The 18,335-nt window shown below is 67.5% G+C and carries 10 protein-coding genes and 1 pseudogene; 4 read left to right on the top strand and 7 right to left on the bottom strand.

Annotation, left to right across the window (positions count from 1 at the left end; genetic code table 11):
- Window positions 1-132: 132 nt before the first annotated feature.
- A complete protein-coding gene (locus C3488_RS42430) occupies window positions 133-306 on the bottom strand; it encodes a hypothetical protein (RefSeq protein WP_308460703.1) in 174 nt (57 codons plus the stop codon).
- A gap of 185 nt (window positions 307-491) precedes the next feature.
- Here C3488_RS42430 and C3488_RS31210 point away from each other — a divergent pair, with 185 nt between their 5' ends.
- Window positions 492-821 carry a transposase family protein gene (locus C3488_RS31210; RefSeq protein ID WP_308460702.1) on the top strand — a complete coding sequence of 110 codons (330 nt, stop codon included), beginning with the start codon at window positions 492-494 and terminating at the stop codon, window positions 819-821.
- Between the two features lie 294 nt (window positions 822-1,115).
- Here the strand turns inward: C3488_RS31210 and C3488_RS31205 are convergent, their stop codons facing one another.
- Window positions 1,116-1,667, bottom strand: a complete 552-nt coding sequence (locus tag C3488_RS31205; protein WP_181139272.1) for a suppressor of fused domain protein — start codon at window positions 1,665-1,667, stop codon at window positions 1,116-1,118.
- A complete protein-coding gene (locus C3488_RS42425) occupies window positions 1,664-12,316 on the bottom strand; it encodes a LamG-like jellyroll fold domain-containing protein (protein ID WP_146067961.1) in 10,653 nt (3,550 codons plus the stop codon). Before C3488_RS42425 ends, C3488_RS31205 begins: the two co-directional genes overlap by 4 nt.
- A 482-nt stretch (window positions 12,317-12,798) precedes the next feature.
- Between C3488_RS42425 and mycP the strand changes: the two genes are divergently transcribed.
- Both mycP and C3488_RS40275 read left to right on the top strand, forming a co-directional pair.
- Window positions 12,799-14,055, top strand: coding sequence for a type VII secretion-associated serine protease mycosin (gene mycP / locus C3488_RS31195; RefSeq protein WP_146067960.1), 1,257 nt, complete (start codon window positions 12,799-12,801; stop codon window positions 14,053-14,055).
- A 66-nt stretch (window positions 14,056-14,121) separates the two neighbouring features.
- Window positions 14,122-14,652 (top strand): hypothetical protein, encoded by a 531-nt coding sequence (locus C3488_RS40275; protein WP_146067959.1) that lies wholly within the window; start codon window positions 14,122-14,124, stop codon window positions 14,650-14,652.
- 250 nt (window positions 14,653-14,902) lie between these two features.
- Here C3488_RS40275 and C3488_RS31190 read toward each other — a convergent pair whose 3' ends face one another.
- The 3 genes from C3488_RS31190 to C3488_RS31180 are packed head-to-tail and all read right to left on the bottom strand — an operon-like array spanning window position 14,903 to window position 17,049.
- Complete coding sequence (locus C3488_RS31190) at window positions 14,903-15,127, bottom strand: hypothetical protein (protein ID WP_103844247.1); 225 nt, start codon at window positions 15,125-15,127, stop codon at window positions 14,903-14,905.
- 43 nt (window positions 15,128-15,170) lie between these two features.
- Window positions 15,171-16,220 carry a threonine/serine dehydratase gene (locus tag C3488_RS31185; RefSeq protein WP_103844246.1) on the bottom strand — a complete coding sequence of 350 codons (1,050 nt, stop codon included), beginning with the start codon at window positions 16,218-16,220 and terminating at the stop codon, window positions 15,171-15,173.
- Window positions 16,221-16,245: 25 nt separating this feature from the next.
- Complete coding sequence (locus C3488_RS31180) at window positions 16,246-17,049, bottom strand: proline hydroxylase (RefSeq protein ID WP_103844245.1); 804 nt, start codon at window positions 17,047-17,049, stop codon at window positions 16,246-16,248.
- Between the two features lie 62 nt (window positions 17,050-17,111).
- Here C3488_RS31180 and C3488_RS31175 point away from each other — a divergent pair, with 62 nt between their 5' ends.
- Window positions 17,112-17,804 carry a TetR/AcrR family transcriptional regulator C-terminal domain-containing protein gene (locus C3488_RS31175; protein ID WP_103844244.1) on the top strand — a complete coding sequence of 231 codons (693 nt, stop codon included), beginning with the start codon at window positions 17,112-17,114 and terminating at the stop codon, window positions 17,802-17,804.
- A gap of 123 nt (window positions 17,805-17,927) precedes the next feature.
- Here the strand turns inward: C3488_RS31175 and C3488_RS31170 are convergent.
- Window positions 17,928-18,335 (bottom strand): annotated as a pseudogene (locus C3488_RS31170) (hypothetical protein); the annotation flags it as partial.

Raw genomic sequence — 18,335 nt, 5'->3', positions numbered from 1 at the left:
TCACGTTTACTGTTCATGTGTTCGCCAGGGCTCGCCAGCCCGAGCCACCCATGCGCTACACGTGTTCGAACACAGTCAAGGGGGCAGCTGAGCGGTCACCGCTCAGCTGCCCCCTTCAGGCCCGTTCGGGCGTCAGTTCAGGCCCAGCTTGGCCAGGGCCGTGGTCCAGTCGCTGGCGATAGCTTTCTGGGCGGCGGCGAGAGTTACCTTCCCGCCGCAGACCGCGGTGCGCAGCTTCGTCTCCACCGGGTCCTTCTTGTTGTTGATGCCGCCGCCGGACTTGTGGCCCGGGTCGGCGGGTTCCACCCATAGGTTGCGTTCGTCGTTGGGGTCGCCTCCGAACTGCAACGAGATGAGATGGTCGTACTCGGCATCGCCCGGACGGCCGGCGTAGCCATAGGAGGCGGCGTTCAGCTTCTTCTCCTTGCTCGTGACGGAGACGGGCGGCCGGATGCCCTTCGTGTTGCCACCCTTGTGGCAGGAAGACGTATTTGTTCGCCTTCGTCGACGACTACTCCCGGGTGATCGTGGGACGCCGGTTCGGATTCGCTGAGGACACTGTCCGCCTGGCCGCCGCCCTGCGGCCAGCACTGTCCGCCCGCGGTGTCCCGGAATCGGTCTACGTCGACAACGGGAGTGACTTCGTCGATATCTGGTTGCAGCGGGCCTGCGCGAGCCTCGCGATCCGGCTGACTCACTCCAAGCCCGGTCGCCGGCAGGGGCGTACGGCGTGCCATGGGCCTTCGCTGGCCATGCTGGCACACGCCTTTCTGGCCATCATGGCCGCCGACGCGCCGTGGCAAAAGGGGCAGCAGAAATGATTCCTGCCTCGCGCTCCTCACCGTGGCAGAGGTTCGGCGGCTCCTGGCAACTGGTCACTCACCCAGCGCCGTTCTCCCCCTCATCAGCGCACGCACTGAATGGTCACACTGGCGCAGACGACGCCAAGTCGTCGCCCGCCGCTGCCACTATCAGCGGCGGCTGCACACGATCGAGGGGCGGCCCGGGAAAGGGAACACGGGCCGTAACTCAGCCCACCTCACTCACCCAAACCGCCCCTGAACAGGGAAATCGTTAAAGTGCTGGTGGAGTCCTAATCGATCCGGACGGCCACGTCAACGCACAAGTGGACCTCGCCGAGGATCCCACCATGCCACGCCGTTGTCGTTCAACTCCCCGATGAGCCACTCGGCCGATCGGCCGTTCCGTAGCCTCAACTCCGATTCGAAAACCGGAACGACGTTCATGAACTGCACGTGGCTGCCGTCGCGCAACGGCAGGTCGGGGACCAAATCCTCCATGGGGCGCACGGCCAGGAAGGACGTCATCCGGCCTCCCGCCCACAGAGGGTCAGGAAGCGTGATGCTTTCACCGTAGGAAAGATGATGCCCGGTGAGCGGGTAGGTACCAAGAATCGCAAGTCCACGGGCGATTCCATCTTCCTCGGGAAGTAGACCGGTTACGAATTCCGCTCGGTGCAGAGCGCCGGGCCCGGATTGAAGAGCCCGGCTCGCACCGCAGGTCGCGTAAAGATTCACTCCTTCATCAGTTCTGTCATGATTCCATTTGAAAATCTCGACCTTGTGCTCTCCGAGAGAGAAAGCAGCTTCTCGTGACGGCTCACCCCAAACCCTGAGGTAATGAGCACGCACTTCCTGTGTTGTCACCGTGGCCCTCCTCCGAAGGGCCACCATACACCAGGCGGCCATGCCGGAGGCCACCACTCTCCTGGCCCATCACCCAGCACCTTGCTTCCCTTACCTCCGGTTCCATTGCACGACTGGCAGGCCCCGACCAGGTTTCCCGGCCTGTTTATCTCGTCCGACCTGGTCTTCTTGTCGAGGGTCCAGCCACCGTCTAGGTGGAAATGCTTGACGGGGTAAATGTGGTCCGCCTGTTTTGATGCTGCCACGCCGCAGTAGACGCATACAGGGTAATCCTGAAGAGCAGACCGCCGATCAGCTGGGCGCATATTACTGAACTGCAATTTGCGCACATATTGGGGCGCCGGCCCTTCAACTCTCTTTCGATTGATCCATTCGTCTCTGTTTCCATTGGGATAGATGTCGCATACTGCTTCTTCCTGCCCGCACTGCGGCGTATCCCCGGCCTGTGGCGTCGGCTCTCCGCCGTCGGTCAACGGTACGCAGGTGTTGCCAGCGGTCCAGTCGGCAGCTGGGTTGCAGTACGCGGCACCGGTGTCGGGGTCGAGGAGGTTGCCGCCGCCGGTGCACTGGAACCCGAGGAGGCCGCCGGTGCAGCCGTCGCTGTTGTCCAGGACGGTGCCGTTGTCCAGGGCGGTGCCGTTGTTCGTGGCGGTGCCGTTGTTGGTGGGCTCGTGGGCGGTTGGGTCGGTGACCTGGGTGGGCGCGGCACCCTTCGGGTCGAGGGGTTTCGTGTCCGACGGTCCCGTGCCTGGGCTCTTGGTGCCGTTCTGGTGGGGGCTCTCGTTCCCCTTCGGCTGGCCCGACGGCCGCGTGCCCGGGTTTTCCTTCAGGCCCATCTTGGCGGTGGGCGGAGGCGGCGGAGGCGGCGCAATGGTGACGTCGCAGCTGCTGTAGCCAGCGGCGAGGACAAAGACGCTCCCGACCTCGGCGGCGACGCCCCATCCTCCGGAAAGGCCCCAGAAGGTGCCTCCCGCGGCGGCGCCCCAGAAGAACGAGTCCCAGAAGCTGGGTCCGTCACTGTGGTGACGCATCACCCGCATGCCTGACCCACCGAACATCCAGCCCAGCGAGAAGCTGAGTGAGGCAGCTATCTCGCGCTGCGCCTCGGCGATCTCGTCGCCGTAATCCCGTCGCGAGTGGGGCCCGTTGCTGGACGGGTCCTGGTAGCCGCTGGACGCGTTCGCTGGGTGGCAGGCGCTGTTGCCTGAGGGGTCGGCGTTGGTCAGCGGATCGTCGTTGCCGTACGCGTAGGCGTTGGCGTTGACGGACGGAATAGGTGGCTGGCTGGTGGCGTCGTGGCTGGTGAAGTCTCCTGTGGACGGGTCGTACCAGCGGCTGGCGGTGGCCACCCGGTGGGAGGCGGGGTCGGTCCAGCCGCCCTGGTAGCCGAGGTCGTGCTGAGTGCCGCCGGTGGCGAGGTTCTGGCCGTAGGGGTCGTAGGCGGTGGAGCCGGTGAGAGCGGTGCCGGTGGCGGTGAAGGTGGCGCTCAGGTCGCCGTGTTGATTGGTGTAGGCCAGGGCCGCGCCGCCGGGGCCAGCGATGCCGAGGAGTTGTCCGCCCGGTCCGCGCCCGTAGGTTTCGGTTCCGTCGGAGACGGCCTGCTCGCCAGTGCCGTCGTAGGCGAGGGTGCTGCTGCCGGCGGTGGCGAGGCGGCCGAGGTCGTCGTGGGTGTAGGTGGTGCTGCCGTCCTGGGTCAGTTGGTCCAGGGCGTCGTAGCTGAGGCTCTCGGTGCCTTGGGGGCCGGTAACCGAAGCCAGGGTGCCGCGGGCCGTGTAGGCGTACGTCGTCGAGGACGAACCGGTGCTGGTGGTGAGCTGGTTGCGGGCGTTGTAGCTCGCGGTCGTCGTGGTGGATCCGCGCGTGACGCTGGTGCGGTTTCCGGCGCCGTCGTAGCCGTAGGTCGTGGTGCTCGAGCCGTTGTTCCAGGAGGTCAGGCGGCCCGCCTTGTCGTAGCCGTAGGTGTTGGATGCCGCTCCCGCGGTGCCGGTGGTGGTTTGCGCGGTGAGGTGTCCGGCGTTGTCGTAGCCGTAGGAGGCGGATGCCTCTGCGCTGCCGCCCGGGGCGGTGAGGGTGTCGCTGGTGAGGCGGTGCTGGGCGTCGTAGCTGAAGTTGCGGGTCGTGTTGCCGCTGCCGCCGTAGGCGATCCCGGTGACTTGGCCGGTGGAGTTGTAGGCGTAGGTGAGAGTGGTGCCGGTGGCCGGGTCAGTGGCCGTGTTGACCTGCCCGTTGGGGTCGTATGTGAAGGTTGCGGTGCCCGCCTTGTCGGTGCGGGAGGTGAGCAGGCCGTCGGAGTTGTAGCTGTAGGTGGCGTTGCTGGAGGGGCCGGAGGCGGACAGGATCTGGCCGCGGTCGTCGTAGGTGTAGGTGTCGGTGCCGCCGGGTGCTCCAGTGGAGGTGAGGCGGCCGTCGGCGTCGTAGCCGAAGGTGCGGCTTGGGGTTGTGGCCTCGGCGCCGGTGCCGGAGGTGCCGGTCAGGCGGCCGTCGGCGTCGTAGGTCTGGGTGAGGGTGACGCCGCCGGGGCGGGTGACGGTGGTTGGGTTGCCGTTGCCGTCGTAGGCGACGGTCGTGGTGCGGTCGGCTGTGTTCGGGAAGGCGCTGGTGCTGGGCTCGATGGTCGATTCGGGCAGCCCGAGCGTGTTGTAGGTGGTGATGGTGGCGTGGTTGTTGCCGTCCGTGTAGCGGGTGGGGTTGCCAGCCGCGTCGTAGCCGAAGCCGGTTGTGATCGTGGAGGTGGAGCTGACCGGTTCGGTCTGCTGGGTCAGCGTGTCAGTGGCGTTGTAGGTGTAGGTGGTGGTGTTGCCGTCGGCGTCGGTGATCGAAGTGGGGTTGCCAGCCGGGTCGTAGCCGTACGACGTGCTGGTCAGTGTGGTGCCGGAGGCGTCCAGGTTCGCGGCCGCGGTCAGGCGTCCGGCGGTGTCGTACGTCTGGGTGGTGGCGGTGCCGTCGGGCAGGGTGGTTTTGGTGAGCCGGTCGTCGAGGTCGTAGGCGTAGTGGGTGGTGTTGCTGCGGGCGTCGGTGGCGGTGAGCTGGTTACCCGCGGTGTCGTAGGTGGCGGTGAACTTCTCGCCGCCGGGCAGGGTGAGGGAGGTTTGGTTGCCTGCCTCGTCGTAACCGGCCGTGGTGGTGGCGGTGGTGGTGGATGGCTGGCGGACGACCTGGCTGAAGGTCAGCGGACGGCCGAGGTCGTCGTAGGTGGCCTGGACGACTGCCCCGGTGGGGTCGGTGGCGGATAGGGCCTCGCCGTCGGTGTCGTAGGTGACGTGGCTGGTGGGGGTGGTGCCGCCGACGGCGGGCTGCTGGATCTGGGTCAGGTCTCCGAGCTGGTTGTAGGTGTAGTGGGTGGTGTTGTTGTCGGCGTCGGTGGTGGTGGTGAGGCGGCCGTCGGCGTTGTACGTGGCCGTGGTGGTGGGGGTGAGGGAGGTGGTGGAGCCAGGCGGGGTGTAGGCGTTGCCGGAGGCCGCCAGCTGCTCGCCGTCGGCGTCGTAGGTGTAGGTGGTGATGTTGCCGTCGGGGTCGTCGACGGTGGTCTGGTCGCCGAAGGTGTTGTAGCCGTACAGGGTGATGGGGTGGATCTGCTGCGGGGTGCCGCCGTTGGTTTCGGCATTCACCGTTGGCGCGGTGATCTGGGTGAGGCGGCCGGCTGGGTCGGAGGTGTAGGCGGTGGTGTAGTCGGCGGCGGCGGCGCCGGAGACGTTGCCGCGCGGGTCGGTGGTGGAGGTGAGCACGCCTCGCTGGTCGTAGGTGTGGGTGGTGACCAGCGTGTTCGAGCCGTTGTGGACGGTCTCCGCGGTGACATCGCCGAGGGTGTCGTAGGTGTAGTCGGTCTGCTCGGTGGTTCCGCCGCCCGTCACGGACTGGGATGTGAGGTTGCCGTTGCCGTCGTAGCTGTAGGAGGTGACGGTGTTCAGGCCGCTGGGGTCGAAGGTCCGCTGGGTGGCGCGGCCCGCAGGGTCGTACGTGAACTGGGTCTTCACCAGCGCGTTGGTGTCCTGCTCGGAGACCACGTGCCCTGCGTTGTCGTATCCGTAGACGTGCAGGTACTTGCTGCTGGCGGAACCGTCCGCGTTGTGGAAATTAGTGAGGGCGCTGGAGCAGAGCCAGTGGGTGTAGCAATACACGTATTCGGTGGTGCGCCCCATGGGGTCGGTGTCCGAGGCGAGCAGGCCGTCCGGGTCGTAGGCGCGCGAGTCGATCACCAGCGGGCTTGCCGCGGAGGGGTTGACCGGGTCGCCGGTGTAGTTGGTCAGCGTGGTGGTCAGCAGTTCGCCGGTGGGCGAGTAGGTGTAGCTATAGGCGTTGCCGTCGGCGGCGGTCTCGGATGCGCGGTTTCCGTAGGCGTCGTAGCCGTAGGTGGTCTTGCGGCCGGCCGGATCGGTGACCGAGTCGACCTGGCCGTGGCTGTTGTATGTCCACGTGGTGGTGCGGGTGGTGTCGCTGCCGCTGGTGTCGGCGACCGCCTGCGAGGTGGTGTTTCCGTCGTCGTCGTAGGCGTAGGTCGTCTGGGCGGTGTGGGTGGTGCCGGAGACGGCGTCGGTGGTGGCCGGGTCGGTGCGGGTGAGTACGCGGTCGTCGGCGTCGTAGGCGTAGCTGGTGGTGATGCCGTTCGGGTAGGTGTCGGAGACCTCAGTGGCGGTCAGGCGGCGACCGAGCGCGTCATAGGTGTAGCTGGTCTTCAGCCCCGACGGGGCGGTCACCTGGGCGAGGTCTCCGGCGCTGTCGTAGGCGTAGCCGGTGGTCTTGCCGTTGGCGTCCTTGGTGGTGGCGAGCAGGCCGGCAGGTTCGGTGCCGCCGCCGACCGCCGCCTCGGTGCCGGTGGTGTACGTCCGGGTCGCGGTGTTACCGTCCGCGTCCTTCGTAGTGAGCAGGTCGCCGTTCGCGCTGTAGGTGTAGGTGGTGGCGTAGGTGGTGTCGGACGGGCCGGAGGAACGGGGATCGGCGTACGCGGTGGGTTCGTCGTTGCGCGGGTCGGTGACGCTGTAGGTGCCGTCGGCCGGGTAGCTGTAGTAGCCGGTGTCGGTGTCGGTGTCGTGGTAGAAGTCACCGAGCGTGCTTGAGAGCACGTCGCCGCGCACGTTGTGTGTGTAGCCGCTGTAGTCGCCGTCTGGGCGGGTGATGGTGGAGACGAAGCCGTTGGTGTCGTAGGCGTACGAGACTGTGTGGCCGAGGGCGTCGGTGGTGGAGATCAGGCGTCCGCCGTGGCCGGGGTCGTTTTGGTAGGTGAGAGTCTTGTTGCCGGGGTCGGTGACCGTGGCCGTGCTGACGGGAGTGGCCCCGTTGGAGGCGCCGCGGGCGGCGTAGTCCGCGGCGATGGCGTCGTCGCTGAGCTTGCTGGGGAAGATGGACGCCTCGGCCAGCGAGCCCTTGAAGTAGCCGTTGGGGTTGTTGGACGGCTGGGCGGGCCAGGAGCCGGACAGGTAGCCGGCGCCCAGGGAGTAGTAGCCCTGGCCGGTGTTGTTGAAGTCCTTGCCGGTGCGCTGGTCGGCCTGCTTGCCGTCGAGGTACAGGCTCTGGATGCCGTCAGTGCCCACGCTCATGGCCGCCTGGTGCCAAGCGCCGTCGGTGACGGTGTTGTCGGACTCCATTGGGGAGAGGTAGCCGTCCCAGAACTGGCCGTACAGGTGGCCGTCGGAGCCGATGTACAGGGACGGGGTGTAGTTGCCGCTGGGCGTGGTGCCGATGGGGCTGCTCTGGTAGCTGAACAGCACTCCGCCGGCGGTGGTGGTCTTGAACCACAGCTCCAGCGTGGCGTGGACCGCTTGCCCGCTCGTGCTGCTGATGAGCTGGTAGGGCAGTTCCACGTAGGAGCTGGTGCCGTTGAGGGACGCGGCGGTCTCCGTGCCACCGGAATACAGGCCAGCCGCGCCGAGGGTGACGTTGTGATAGGTGCCGGTACTTATGTTGATGCACTTGAAGATGGCGCTGGTGGAGCAAGTGGCGACCTCGTTGTTGGCCTGGCTGCCGGAGGACTCGCCAAGTCTCCAGTAGACAGCGGGGTCGTTGGCCATCACTGAGCTGCGGTAGTAGGCGCCCGAGCCCTTCGTCGTGGGGTTGGCGAGTTTCCAGGTGCCGCCGTTGGCGTCAGTGATCTGCGATGCCCTGTCGTGCACCGCGTCGTAGGCGGCGGCCATGTGCGTCTTGCCCGAGGGCAGCGTGACGCCGGTCAGTTCGCCTGCGGCGTGGGTGCCGGTGGTGTACTGCTCCTGGATGGCTGGGGCGCCGAGCGGGTGGGTGTAGAAGGCGGCGTCGGCGATCTGGCCGTTGAAGTAGGTCGGGTAGCCGGTGTTGCTGGAGGTGCTGTAGTGGGGCTCGTCGGGCCAGTTGCCGCCCAGGAATCCGGAGCCGATGGTGTCGACAGGCTGGCTGCCGACCGATATGAGGCCGCTCTTGCTGCCGATCAGGGAGCCGTCGAGGTACAGCGACTGGGTGTCACCGGCTCCGCTGAGGACGACGTAGTGCCATTGGCCGTCGGCCACGGATGTGGAGGTGGACACCGGGGAGACGCCCTGGTTGTTCCAGAACTCGCCGTACAGCTTGCCGGAGGTCCCGACGTACAGCATCGGTGTGTAGTTGCCGGGGGTCGAGGAGTTGCTCAGTGCGTCCTTCTGGTACGCGAAGAGCACACCGGCGGACGTGCTGCTCGTCTTGAACCACATGCCCACCGAGACGTACGACGCCGATGACAGCAGCCCGTTGGGCAGCGAGACATAGCCGTGGGAGCCGTCGAAGGAGGCCGCGGTGGTCGGCGAGCCAGGGAGCGGGCCCGCCGCGCCGAGGCTGACGCCGCTGGAGGAGTACGTCCCGTTGTCGTTGCCCTCGTTGAGGGCGACCTCGCTGGTGGCGGTAGTACCTGAGGAGTCGGCCAGCCGCCAGTACGAGGCCGGGCCGGCGTCCAGCACGGCGGAGCGGAAGTGGGAACCAGAGGTGTACGAGTAAGTGGTACAGGCGGTGGTGGAGGTCGGCGGGCAGACCTTGGTCAGGTTGTCGCCGCTGTAGGAGTAGGTCCAGGTTTCCGAGCTGCCGCCGCTGGTCGCCGGGTCGGTGGCGACCTGGGTGACGTGGCCGCCGCTCCAGGTGAAGTGCAGGGCGCGGTTGCTGGTGTTGTTGGTGACGGTGGCCAGGGTGCCGTCGGCGTTGTAGGCGAGGGTCTCGGCGCGTCCGACCCGGTCGGTGATCTTCGTCAGCTTCCAGGCGGTGCCGAACGACTTGCCGAAGGTGTAGGTGGTGCCGGACTTGTCCCCCAGCGCCCAGCCGGCGGAGGTGCCGGCGACCGGGGCGAGGGTTTCGAACTCGCCGGCGGCCGAGGTGTAGACGGCCATACCGGTGGCGGTGCGCGGGTTGCCGGTAAACGGGGTGGAGGTGGGCGACGGGCCGGAGTGGTAAAGGTACTGCACCCCGCTGGACTTGTCGGTGGCCACCAGGTCGGTTCCGGCGTCACCGCTGATCCCGGCCACGGGGGCCAGGTAGTGCATAGTGTTCCAGTTTGTGCCGATCTGCACGCGGGAGCCCAGACCGCCGGAGCCAGTGCCGGGGTACAGCCACAGCTTGCCGGTGGATGCCTCGATGACGACGACGTCGCCATGGCCGTCGGCGTTGAAGTCACCGCCGATCATTTCCCCCATGCCGGCCCAGCCGCTGGTGCCGATCTGGAAGCGGGTCCCGAGAGTGCCGTCGCTGTTGATGGGATAGGCCCACAGGTAGCCCGTGGAGTTCTCGATGGCGACCAGGTCCTTCTTCCCGTCGCTGCCCAGCGGCGGGGTCACGGTCAGGTCGGACATGCCGGTCCAGCCGCCGGTGCCTATCTCGACGCGGGCGCCGTAGCCGCCTCCGGACGTGCCCGGATACATCCACAAGGTGCCGTCCGACGGGCGCATGGCGATCAGGTCGCCGATCCCGTCGCCGTTGACGTCGCCGCCGGTCAGCAGGTCCATGCCGTTCCAGCCGCCGGTGCCGACCAGCAGCCGGGTCAGTGCCGAGAAGTCCGGTCCCTTGTACAGCCAGAGCTTGCCGGTGGTCTGTTCGACGGCGACCAGGTCGTCAACCCTGTCGCCGGTCTGGTCACCCGTGTCGGCGATCTTGTTGAGTTCGAAGCTGTTCTGGCCGAACCGTTCCTGCCGGCCATCCGCGCCGGTCACCACGATGTCGCCGGAGGTGTCGTTGTCCGGCTGGACGCTCATGTCGTATCGGGACGACCAGCCCGCGCCGAACAGCAGGGATGTGCGCGGGTCCAGTGAGTTGTAGGTGCGGGACACATCCAGCGCCGGGCCCGCCGTGGCGACCGAGGCGTCCGTGGCCGCCGTGGTGTAGTCGCCAACCTGCGGGTCGAAAGCACGTCCGCTTTGGTTGCGTGCCGCCGAGCCGAGGTGGGAGGTGATCAACGGCTGCGGAACCGTCGTGGAGAAGTACGACGGATCCGACCAAGCACTCTGGGCGTCGCCGTCGCTGTCGGACACAACCCAGAAGTAGGACTGGTTCCAGGCGAGCTTGCCGACCGGCACGGTCCATTGGGTGGTGCTCACCCAGCCGGAGTCCGCGACGAGGGACGGGGAGCCGGATGCGGGGTTGGAGTAGACCTGGTAGTCGTAGGTCAGCGCGTTGCCCGGGTAGTTGTCCGGGTCGTGGCCGCTTGCGAACAGCTGCGGTGAAACGGAGCCGACCACTGCGTTGGAGGGCGGCGAGGTCGAATCGATCTGCGGCGGAGTGTCCGCTGAGGTGATCTCCGCGCACGTCTGCGGCACGTTGTAGGTGGAGTAGAACGACGTGCCGCTGGTCAGCATGTCCCAGCACACGTAGTACTGGCCGGGTGCCAGCGCCGGCAGGGTGCCGGTCATCGTGATCGTGGAGTTGGGGCTCACCGAGCTCGGCACGTACGTCTTGGTGGCGTTGGTGCTCACCTTCGACCAGGACGTGGTGTAGATGTCGGTGGCGAGCTGGGTGCTGGAGGTCGACCACGAGGTCGTGCCGCGGTTGGTCAGCGTCACCTTCATCGAGCCGGTGGTGGTCGCCGTGGGCTCGGTGTAGGTCTGGTTCGGGATGGAGTAGTCGGCGCCGTAGGGGCTGTAGGTGACCGACAGGTACGGCGGGTAGGAAGAGTTGACGGAGGCGAACTGCTTCCAGGCAGCCACGACCGAGGTGTCGGCCGTCAGCGCAAGGCCGCGGTTGGTCCCGCCGTGCGCCCAGCCCTCGAGCAGCTTCACACCGGCCGCACTAGGGTTGTCGCCGATGTCGATGCCGTGCCAGGAGGAGCCGCCGCAGCTGGCCCCGGCTTCGAAGCTGGCCGACCCGATCGTCGACCCGTATGACAGGCCCGGGTAGTCAGCGATCGTGCCGACATTCCAGGAGCTGGTGATGGCGTGGACGTAGACGGGTTCCGCGGTGCAGCCGCCGGACCACACGTCGTCCAGGTACAGCGACGCCTTCTCGATGTAGTCGTTCTGGAACGTCGAGCCGAACGACCAGTTCAGAACATAGCTGTTGGCCTTGTGGCTGCCACCGTCGTACGAGCCGACCTTCAGGACCGAATCGGTGGAGAAGTTGGTGTCGTACGGTGTCTCCACGTAGGTGCTGGAGGAGGCGTTCAGGTTCGTGGGGTCGACCTTGACCGGGAACACGCGGGCCTTGTCGTGCAGCCAGGACGCGTCGAGCGAGACCCGCAGCGCCGGGCCGCCGTCCACGGTGGTCAGGCTGTAGGTGACGCCGGTGGAGATGGCGCCCTCGCCGGAGACCTTGCCGATATTGGAGTCCTCCATGAAACCGTGCGGAATCGTTTCACGCACTGTTCCGGAGCCGTCTTTGAACACCACGCTGCCGTTCGCGGCCAGCGACGGGGTCAGGCCGGTCACGTGCAGGGGGAAGACCCAGGCCGCGGGGGCGGAGTCGGAGTGCAGGGTCAGGGTCTCCTTCACCCCGGATGCGGTCGCCGTGTACGTCACGTCCGACTGCTTGACGATGCCCGGATAGGTGATCGAGCTTCCCGAGGCCTGGCCCTGGACAGCGGCCGCCCCTTGCAGGCCGTAGCTGACCTGCTCGCCGGAGCCTGGGCCGTACGTCACCAGCGCCGGATCGTCACCGGTTGCCGCGAAGCGGGCCGAGGGGGCGTCTGCTTTCTCCTGCCACCCGCCGTCGGAGCCCTGGGTCAGCGTGGTGTCGATGTCGGCCCACGAACCGTCCGCCGTGCGGTAGTGGACGGGACGGCTGTAGACCCGGGCGGTCAGCGTGCCGTCCGGGTTCTGGAACACCGAGGTGGTGGCGGTGCGGTCTTTGCTGACCTCCGCCCCCGCGGCCGCGGGGCCCGGCAGGTGAGCGTCGCCATGGGCGGAGGAGGACGGGGAGCGGTGGGGGAGCGTGCGGGCGCGCACTGCGGCAGGCGGTGTCGTCCGCTTGCCGCTGAGCTTGCTCTTCGGGCCGGTGAACGACAGGTTTGGCTTCACCGACCGGTTCGGAGTCCGCTCGCCGGGCAGCGCTCCCTTCACCGCAGCCGGCTTGTGCCGGCTGACGGTGGGGAGCCCCAGGCCGCCCCTTGTCAGCGCGGAGCCGGTCTGGTGGCGCAGCCCGGCCGCGGAACCCGTCCGCTGATGGGGCAGCACCAGGGAACCCGACTCTTGGGCCTGCTCGCTGATGACTGCCTCTGCGGGCTGCGTCGCAAGCACCATGAGAAGCACGCCACTGACCGCGAGCGCGATCCTGCGCAGCCAACGCCTCTGCACGCCACGTGCAAGGGAGGCGTTGACGAACGCCAACCTCCTCCTCGCACCAGACGACACGCGGACCAGACGGCGTCTCATCGCAGAACCCCCACAGGCACGACGCAGCAACGCCTCTCCTGTGGAGACGCAGCGCCCAAGGTGTAGCGACGACTTGACGGTAGATCAATGATTCATCGACAAATCCACACAGCGTATTGACATGATCACATGCGCTTGCATCCGATTTGCCCATGCCATCTTGATCAAAGTTTGGCCCCCCTATGCTCGGCCTTGACCAACCTCCCGGCCCCGACTGCGCTCTGGTCCTCTGCGCATAACGCAGAGAGGCGCGAGCGGTCCGCCGACCCGGCCACCACCTCAGACGATGTGGTAGAACCTGGCTGGCTCCGTGCGCTCCCCGCGCCTGCCGTACGGGACGCCCACACCGATTGGAGCTGTTCGTGCTGTTTCCGCGAAGACAATCCGGCAGAAGTTGCGCGCAAACCGCGCTGCCTGTCCTCTGCCGATTCCTCGCCGGCGCCACGCTCGCAGGACTGTGGGCATTCATAGCCGACGCTCCCGCTGATGCGATGGGCATTCGCCAGTCCGAGTGGCCACTGACCCAGTTCCAAGCAGACAAGGTCTGGCACATATCGCAGGGCCAAGGCATCACCGTCGCCGTGATCGACAGCGGAGTCGATGCCGCCCACCCCGACCTCAAAGGCCAGGTCCTCCAAGGCGCGGGATTCCTCGGAGACCCTGGGGATAACGGCCAGACGGACATCTCCAGCGACTCGCACGGAACAGCCATCGCAGGCATCATCGCAGGCACCGGCAAGGCCAACGGCGGGAACGGAATGACCGGACTCGCACCGAAAACCAAAGTGCTGCCCGTCCGCGTGACCACAAACGGAACCGCAGAGCCCACCGCTCTCGCGGAGGGCATCAAATACGCCGCCGACCACCACGCCCAGGTCATCAACATATCCACCGGAACGACCACGCCGGAACCGCTACTGCGCGAAGCCGTCAACTACGCACTCGGCAAGGACGCGGTCATCGTCGCATCCGCCGGAAACGAAGGGCAAAACGGCAACCCGCCCATGTACCCGGCCGCCTTCCCTGGCGTCATCGATGTCACCGGAACCGACTCCAGCGGCCACTTCTGGCCCGTGAGTGAATCCGGGCCCCAGTCAACGCTCGCCGCGCCTGCCACCGACATCTACTCCACGAACGACCGAGGCCAGTATGTGAAAGCGGACGGCACCAGCTACGCAGCCGGATACGTTTCCGCAGCAGCCGCCCTCGTCCGTTCTGCCTTCCCGCACCTGACCGTAGGCCAGACCATCCGCCGCCTGATCAGCACCGCCCGACGGCCAGGCGGCAGCGGCCACGATGACCAGTACGGCTACGGCCTGGTCAACCCGTTGGCAGCTGTGCGCTCACCCGCCGCCATCAGCGGCAGTGCCGCCAACCCCCTCCTGTCGACCCGCCCACTTGGCGATCATACTGACACCGGTATCGGATGGCTCATCGGCATCAGCGTGGGTGGGGCAGTGGCTCTGACCGCCACGTCGGTATGGATAGTCATCCGGCGCCGCAAGGCCCCTCCCGTCAAACGGACAAGCGCGGCTTCCACGCCGTCACGCGGCACATCACGTCCCGCCGTCAAGTCGGGCACGAAGAAACAGAAAGCCAGAGCCTGACGGCATGGAAGGCCCGACCAGTCAGGCAGCGGACTACCTTCAAGAACCAGTCCTGGAGCGCGCCCCGTGATCCTTCCTTTCAGCCTTCACAACCGCTCTCCAAAGGCACGGCTGCTGGCTGCCGCAAGTGCACTGGCTGCAGTCGGCTTGCTGGCATGGCTTGCCGTCGCGCTGCTCACCGACCATCGGACTCCGAAGGTTGTCGCCGACAACATCTCAAGGAATTTCCGCGTTTGCCTGATAAATGGCCAGCATGACTCGGATACGGCCCGGACCGTTTGGTCAGCCCTGCAGAAATCCGCTTCTGGTGCCGCCATCAACGCAGAGCACATCCAGGTCCCGAACAGCGGCACGACAGCGTCCCTGCCCTACATCAACAGCCTTGTGCAGCGCCACTGTGGGCTGATCATCTCCGTGGGCCCCGATCTGCACAATGCCGTGACTGCAGCCGCCCGGCACAACCCCCATCAGCAATTCATCACCATAGGCCCATCCATCAAACGGCCCAACGTCCAGACGTTTTCACCGGCCGACCAGCCAGCCATCATCAGTGCGGTCCAAACCGCCGCCCGACCGCGGTCGCAGCACCGGTCCTGAGCATGCGGGAGTCCAGCTGACTGATCCCCTTCGGCCGCCGGTGAACACCATGCAAATGCGGCTGCGGCCGAACTGGAGGCGACCACGGCCGCTACCTCGTCGACTCCGCGCCCCGGCCAGGGCCAAACCGCAAGCCTGGCAAGGCCAGTCGGCGAGCAGCTTCAGGCAGCTCGGCCTGACGCAGAGGCTTGGACCTCAAGGCCAGAGCGCACCGCTCACCTACAAACCCGGGCCAACTGCTCACGGCCGGTCAGTTCAGCTCCAGCTTGGCAAGAGCGGTAATCCAATCAGTGGCGATGGCTTGCTGGGCCGCGGCGAGGGTGACCTTGCCGGAACAGACCGCGGTATGCAGCTCCGTCTCCACCGGGTCCTTGCTTGCTATTGATGCCGTCGCCAGATTTGTGGCCGGGATCGGTGGGTTCACTCCAAAGGCCGCGGCGTTGTTGGAGTCGCACCCGAGCTGGAGATTGAACACACGCAGGGGAAGCCGGGCGCCCCGCTCCCCCTGCGCGCCATGGTCACTGACGGGCGGCCGCCAGGTCGGTGGGGTCGGTGTTGGCCCCGCACAACACGACGCAGACTTTCTCGCCGCTGGCCGGCCGGTAGCTGCTGGCCGGGATGTGCGGCCGGGATGGCATGTCGCGGTCGGGCACGTGATGGTCGGGGGAGGTGAGTGCGGCGAGGGCGGTGGCGGCGCCGTGTTCGACAGACAGCTTGCGGTGGTCCCACAGGGCCTGCCGGGCCCGGACGATCTCCGTGTCGGGAACGAGCACGGAGTGCACGCCGTCCTGCTGGGCGGCGTGCAGGGCCATGGCCGACGCGCGGCGGGCGCCGAGGGAGTCGGCGGCGATGGAGTCGACGGTGACGTCGATGGGACGGCCGGCCTGCAGGGCTGCGTTCAGTGCGCGGCAGTTGTTCGGTTCGACGGCCACGATGCGGATGCCGTGGTGCTGGGCGGCGGTCGCGACGCCGGCGAAGAGGCCGCCGCCGCCGACCGCGACCACGACGGTATCCAGGTCGGGGATCTGCTGGTGGATCTCCTCAAGCAGGGTGCCGGCTCCGGCCGCGATCAGCGGGTGATCGTAGGCATGGGAGGCGAGCGCGCCGGTGGTGGCGGCGAAGCCCTCGCAGGCGGCCAGGGCGTCGGCGTACTCCGTCCCGGTCAGCCGTACGTCGGCACCGTAGGAGCGCAGCTTGGCGACCTTTACCTGGGGGGCGGTCGTGGGCAGGAAGACGGTGGCCGGGATGCCCTGTTGCTGGGCGGCCCAGGCGCAGGCCAGGCCGGCGTTGCCGCCGGAGGCGATCGTCACCCCGGCCTCGGGCAGGGTGCCTGCGTCGCGGTGGGCCTGGAGGAAGTTCTGCGCGCCGCGGGCCTTGAAGGATCCGGTGTGCTGCATAAACTCCAGGGCCAACCACACCTGGCAGGGCTGTTCGGGGCGGTCGTCCAGGGGGTCCTGGTGGCCGGTGCGGATCGCGCCGGGATCGACGGGTGCGAGGGTGACGGGGCGAATGCGTCCGGCGATCCGGTCGGCGGCGGCTTTGATGTCGCCGTACGTGAGCTGGTACACGGTCTTGCTCCTGCGGTGTGGATAGTTACGACCAGGCGATGAGCTGGCCGGTGGTGGTCGGGCCGAGGAAGAACGCGAAGGCGATCCGGCGCCCGCCCGGGGCGGGCTCGACCGCGTGGAAGTTCACCGGGTTGAACAGCAGCCCGTCGCCGAGCCGCGGTATCACCCTCACCTGCTGGCAGCCCCCGACCGCGGCGGTCCGGTAGCCGTAGGCCTCACGGTGCTGTTCGTCGGCCGGCTCCCAGCGGTGACGCCACACCGTGGTCGCCCCGCCCATTTCAGGGACCGCCACCCACACGTTGAACGCGAGCTGAGCGACAACGTCCTGGTCGAACACTCCGGCGGGGAACTCGCGGTTGATGTCGTCGTAGTGGACCAGCGCGCCCGCGTTGATCTCCCGGAGGGTGCCGCCGAAGACCGCCCGGCCGCCGATCGTGGTCGGGACGACGGCAGCGCCCCAGGCGGAGCCGAGCCTGGCCATCGCCACGGCGACCGGGTCCGGGCGTAACCCGGCCCGATGCCAGGCTGCCCGGGCGGCCTCCGCGGCAAGCCAGTACCGGTCGGCGCCCAGCCGGCCCTCCTTGTCGCGGTAGCCGTTGAGCGCGGGCCCGAACCTGACGATCCGGGTGGGGACCCGCTGCGGGTCGTAGTCGGCGGTGGGCAGCCGGTCCAGCGCCTTGAGGGCGGCCTGGCAGGTGTGGGTGTCGAGGAAGCCGGGGACGCGGACGGCGGCGAGGGTGCCGGCCGCGAGATTGGCCAAGTGCCGGTCGGTGAAGGCCTCGGTGTCCAGTGCGGTGAACAGCGGGTCGAGTGCCGTGGTAGCGGGCATGTCGCCTCCGTGAGGGGCTGTGAGCCTAGCGTAGCGATACGGTGTACCGTACGCTGACTCGCATGCCTAGGCAATCCACTTCACTCAACCTCGCAACGCCCGAACGCATCGCCGAAACGGCCCTGTTGATCGTGGACCGGGACGGCCCCGACGCGCTCAGCTTCCGCGTCCTGGCCGCCGCGCTGGACATCTCCCTCGCCTCGCTCCAGCGCCGCTGCACCGACCTGGCCGGACTGCTGGACCTGGTCACCGACCACCTCGCAACCTGCCTGCCCGACATCCCGCCGGGCACCGACTGGGCCACCGCGACCGAGAGCCGCTTCACCGCCTTGTACAAACTGCTGACGGCCCATCCGGGACTGGTTGTGCTGCGCGGCAGCCGCCCCTGGCTCGGACCCCAGCTCCTCAAGCGCCTGGTGGAGCCGCAGCTCGCCGACTCGATCGCAGCCGGCATGACACCGGAGGAGGCCGTCGTCACCTACCGGCGGATGTACCTGCTCACCCTCGGCAGCGCCAGCTTCGTCGACCACCGCGACCCCAAAACTGCCCAGGCCGCCACCCGGACCGCGTTGGCCGCCCTCGACCCAGAGGAATTCCCGGTCCTGACCGGGCACCTGGCGGCCATCCTGCCCGCCACCGCCGACCACGACGTCTACTACGGCGCACTCCGCCAACTCATCCACGCCGCCGACCCGGCACGCGTCAGCGAAAAGGACACAAGGCAAAAGCCAGGCCCGCCACCACGGGGGGAGTGACGGGCTCGGCGTGATCAACGGTGCCATACCCTCAGCACGCGCGCAGTCGCTTCACGAAGCAGCCCTGTCGGCACACCCGGAGGGCATCGACCGCAGCGGTGGCATCGGCGTCAGCCCAGCTGGTCAGTTCAGGCCCAGTTTGGCCAGCGCGGTGGTCCAGTCGCTGGCGATGGCCTGCTGGGCGGCGGCAAGGGTGACCTTGCCGCCGCAGACCGCGGTGTGCAGTTTTGTCTCCACCGGGTCCTTCTTGTTGTTGATGCCGCCGCCGGACTTGTGGCCCGGGTCGGCGGGTTCCACCCACAGGTTGCGTTCGTCGTTAGGGTCGCCTCCAAGCTGCAACGAGATCAGGTGGTCGTACTCGGCATCGCCCGCGCGCCCGGTGTAGCCGTGGGAGGCGGCGTTCAGCTTCTTCTCCTTGCTCGTGACGGAGACGGGCGGCCGGATGCCCTTGGTGTAACCGCCCTTGCGGCAGATCGTCGACTTCAGGTTCGCCTGAGTGACAGCCGGAGAGACGGCTCCGGGCGTGCACTT

Source organism: Streptomyces sp. Ru72 (genome assembly GCF_002920635.1).
Taxonomy (GTDB): Bacteria; Actinomycetota; Actinomycetes; order Streptomycetales; family Streptomycetaceae; genus Streptomyces.
This window is presented reverse-complemented; position numbering and strand designations above follow the sequence as displayed.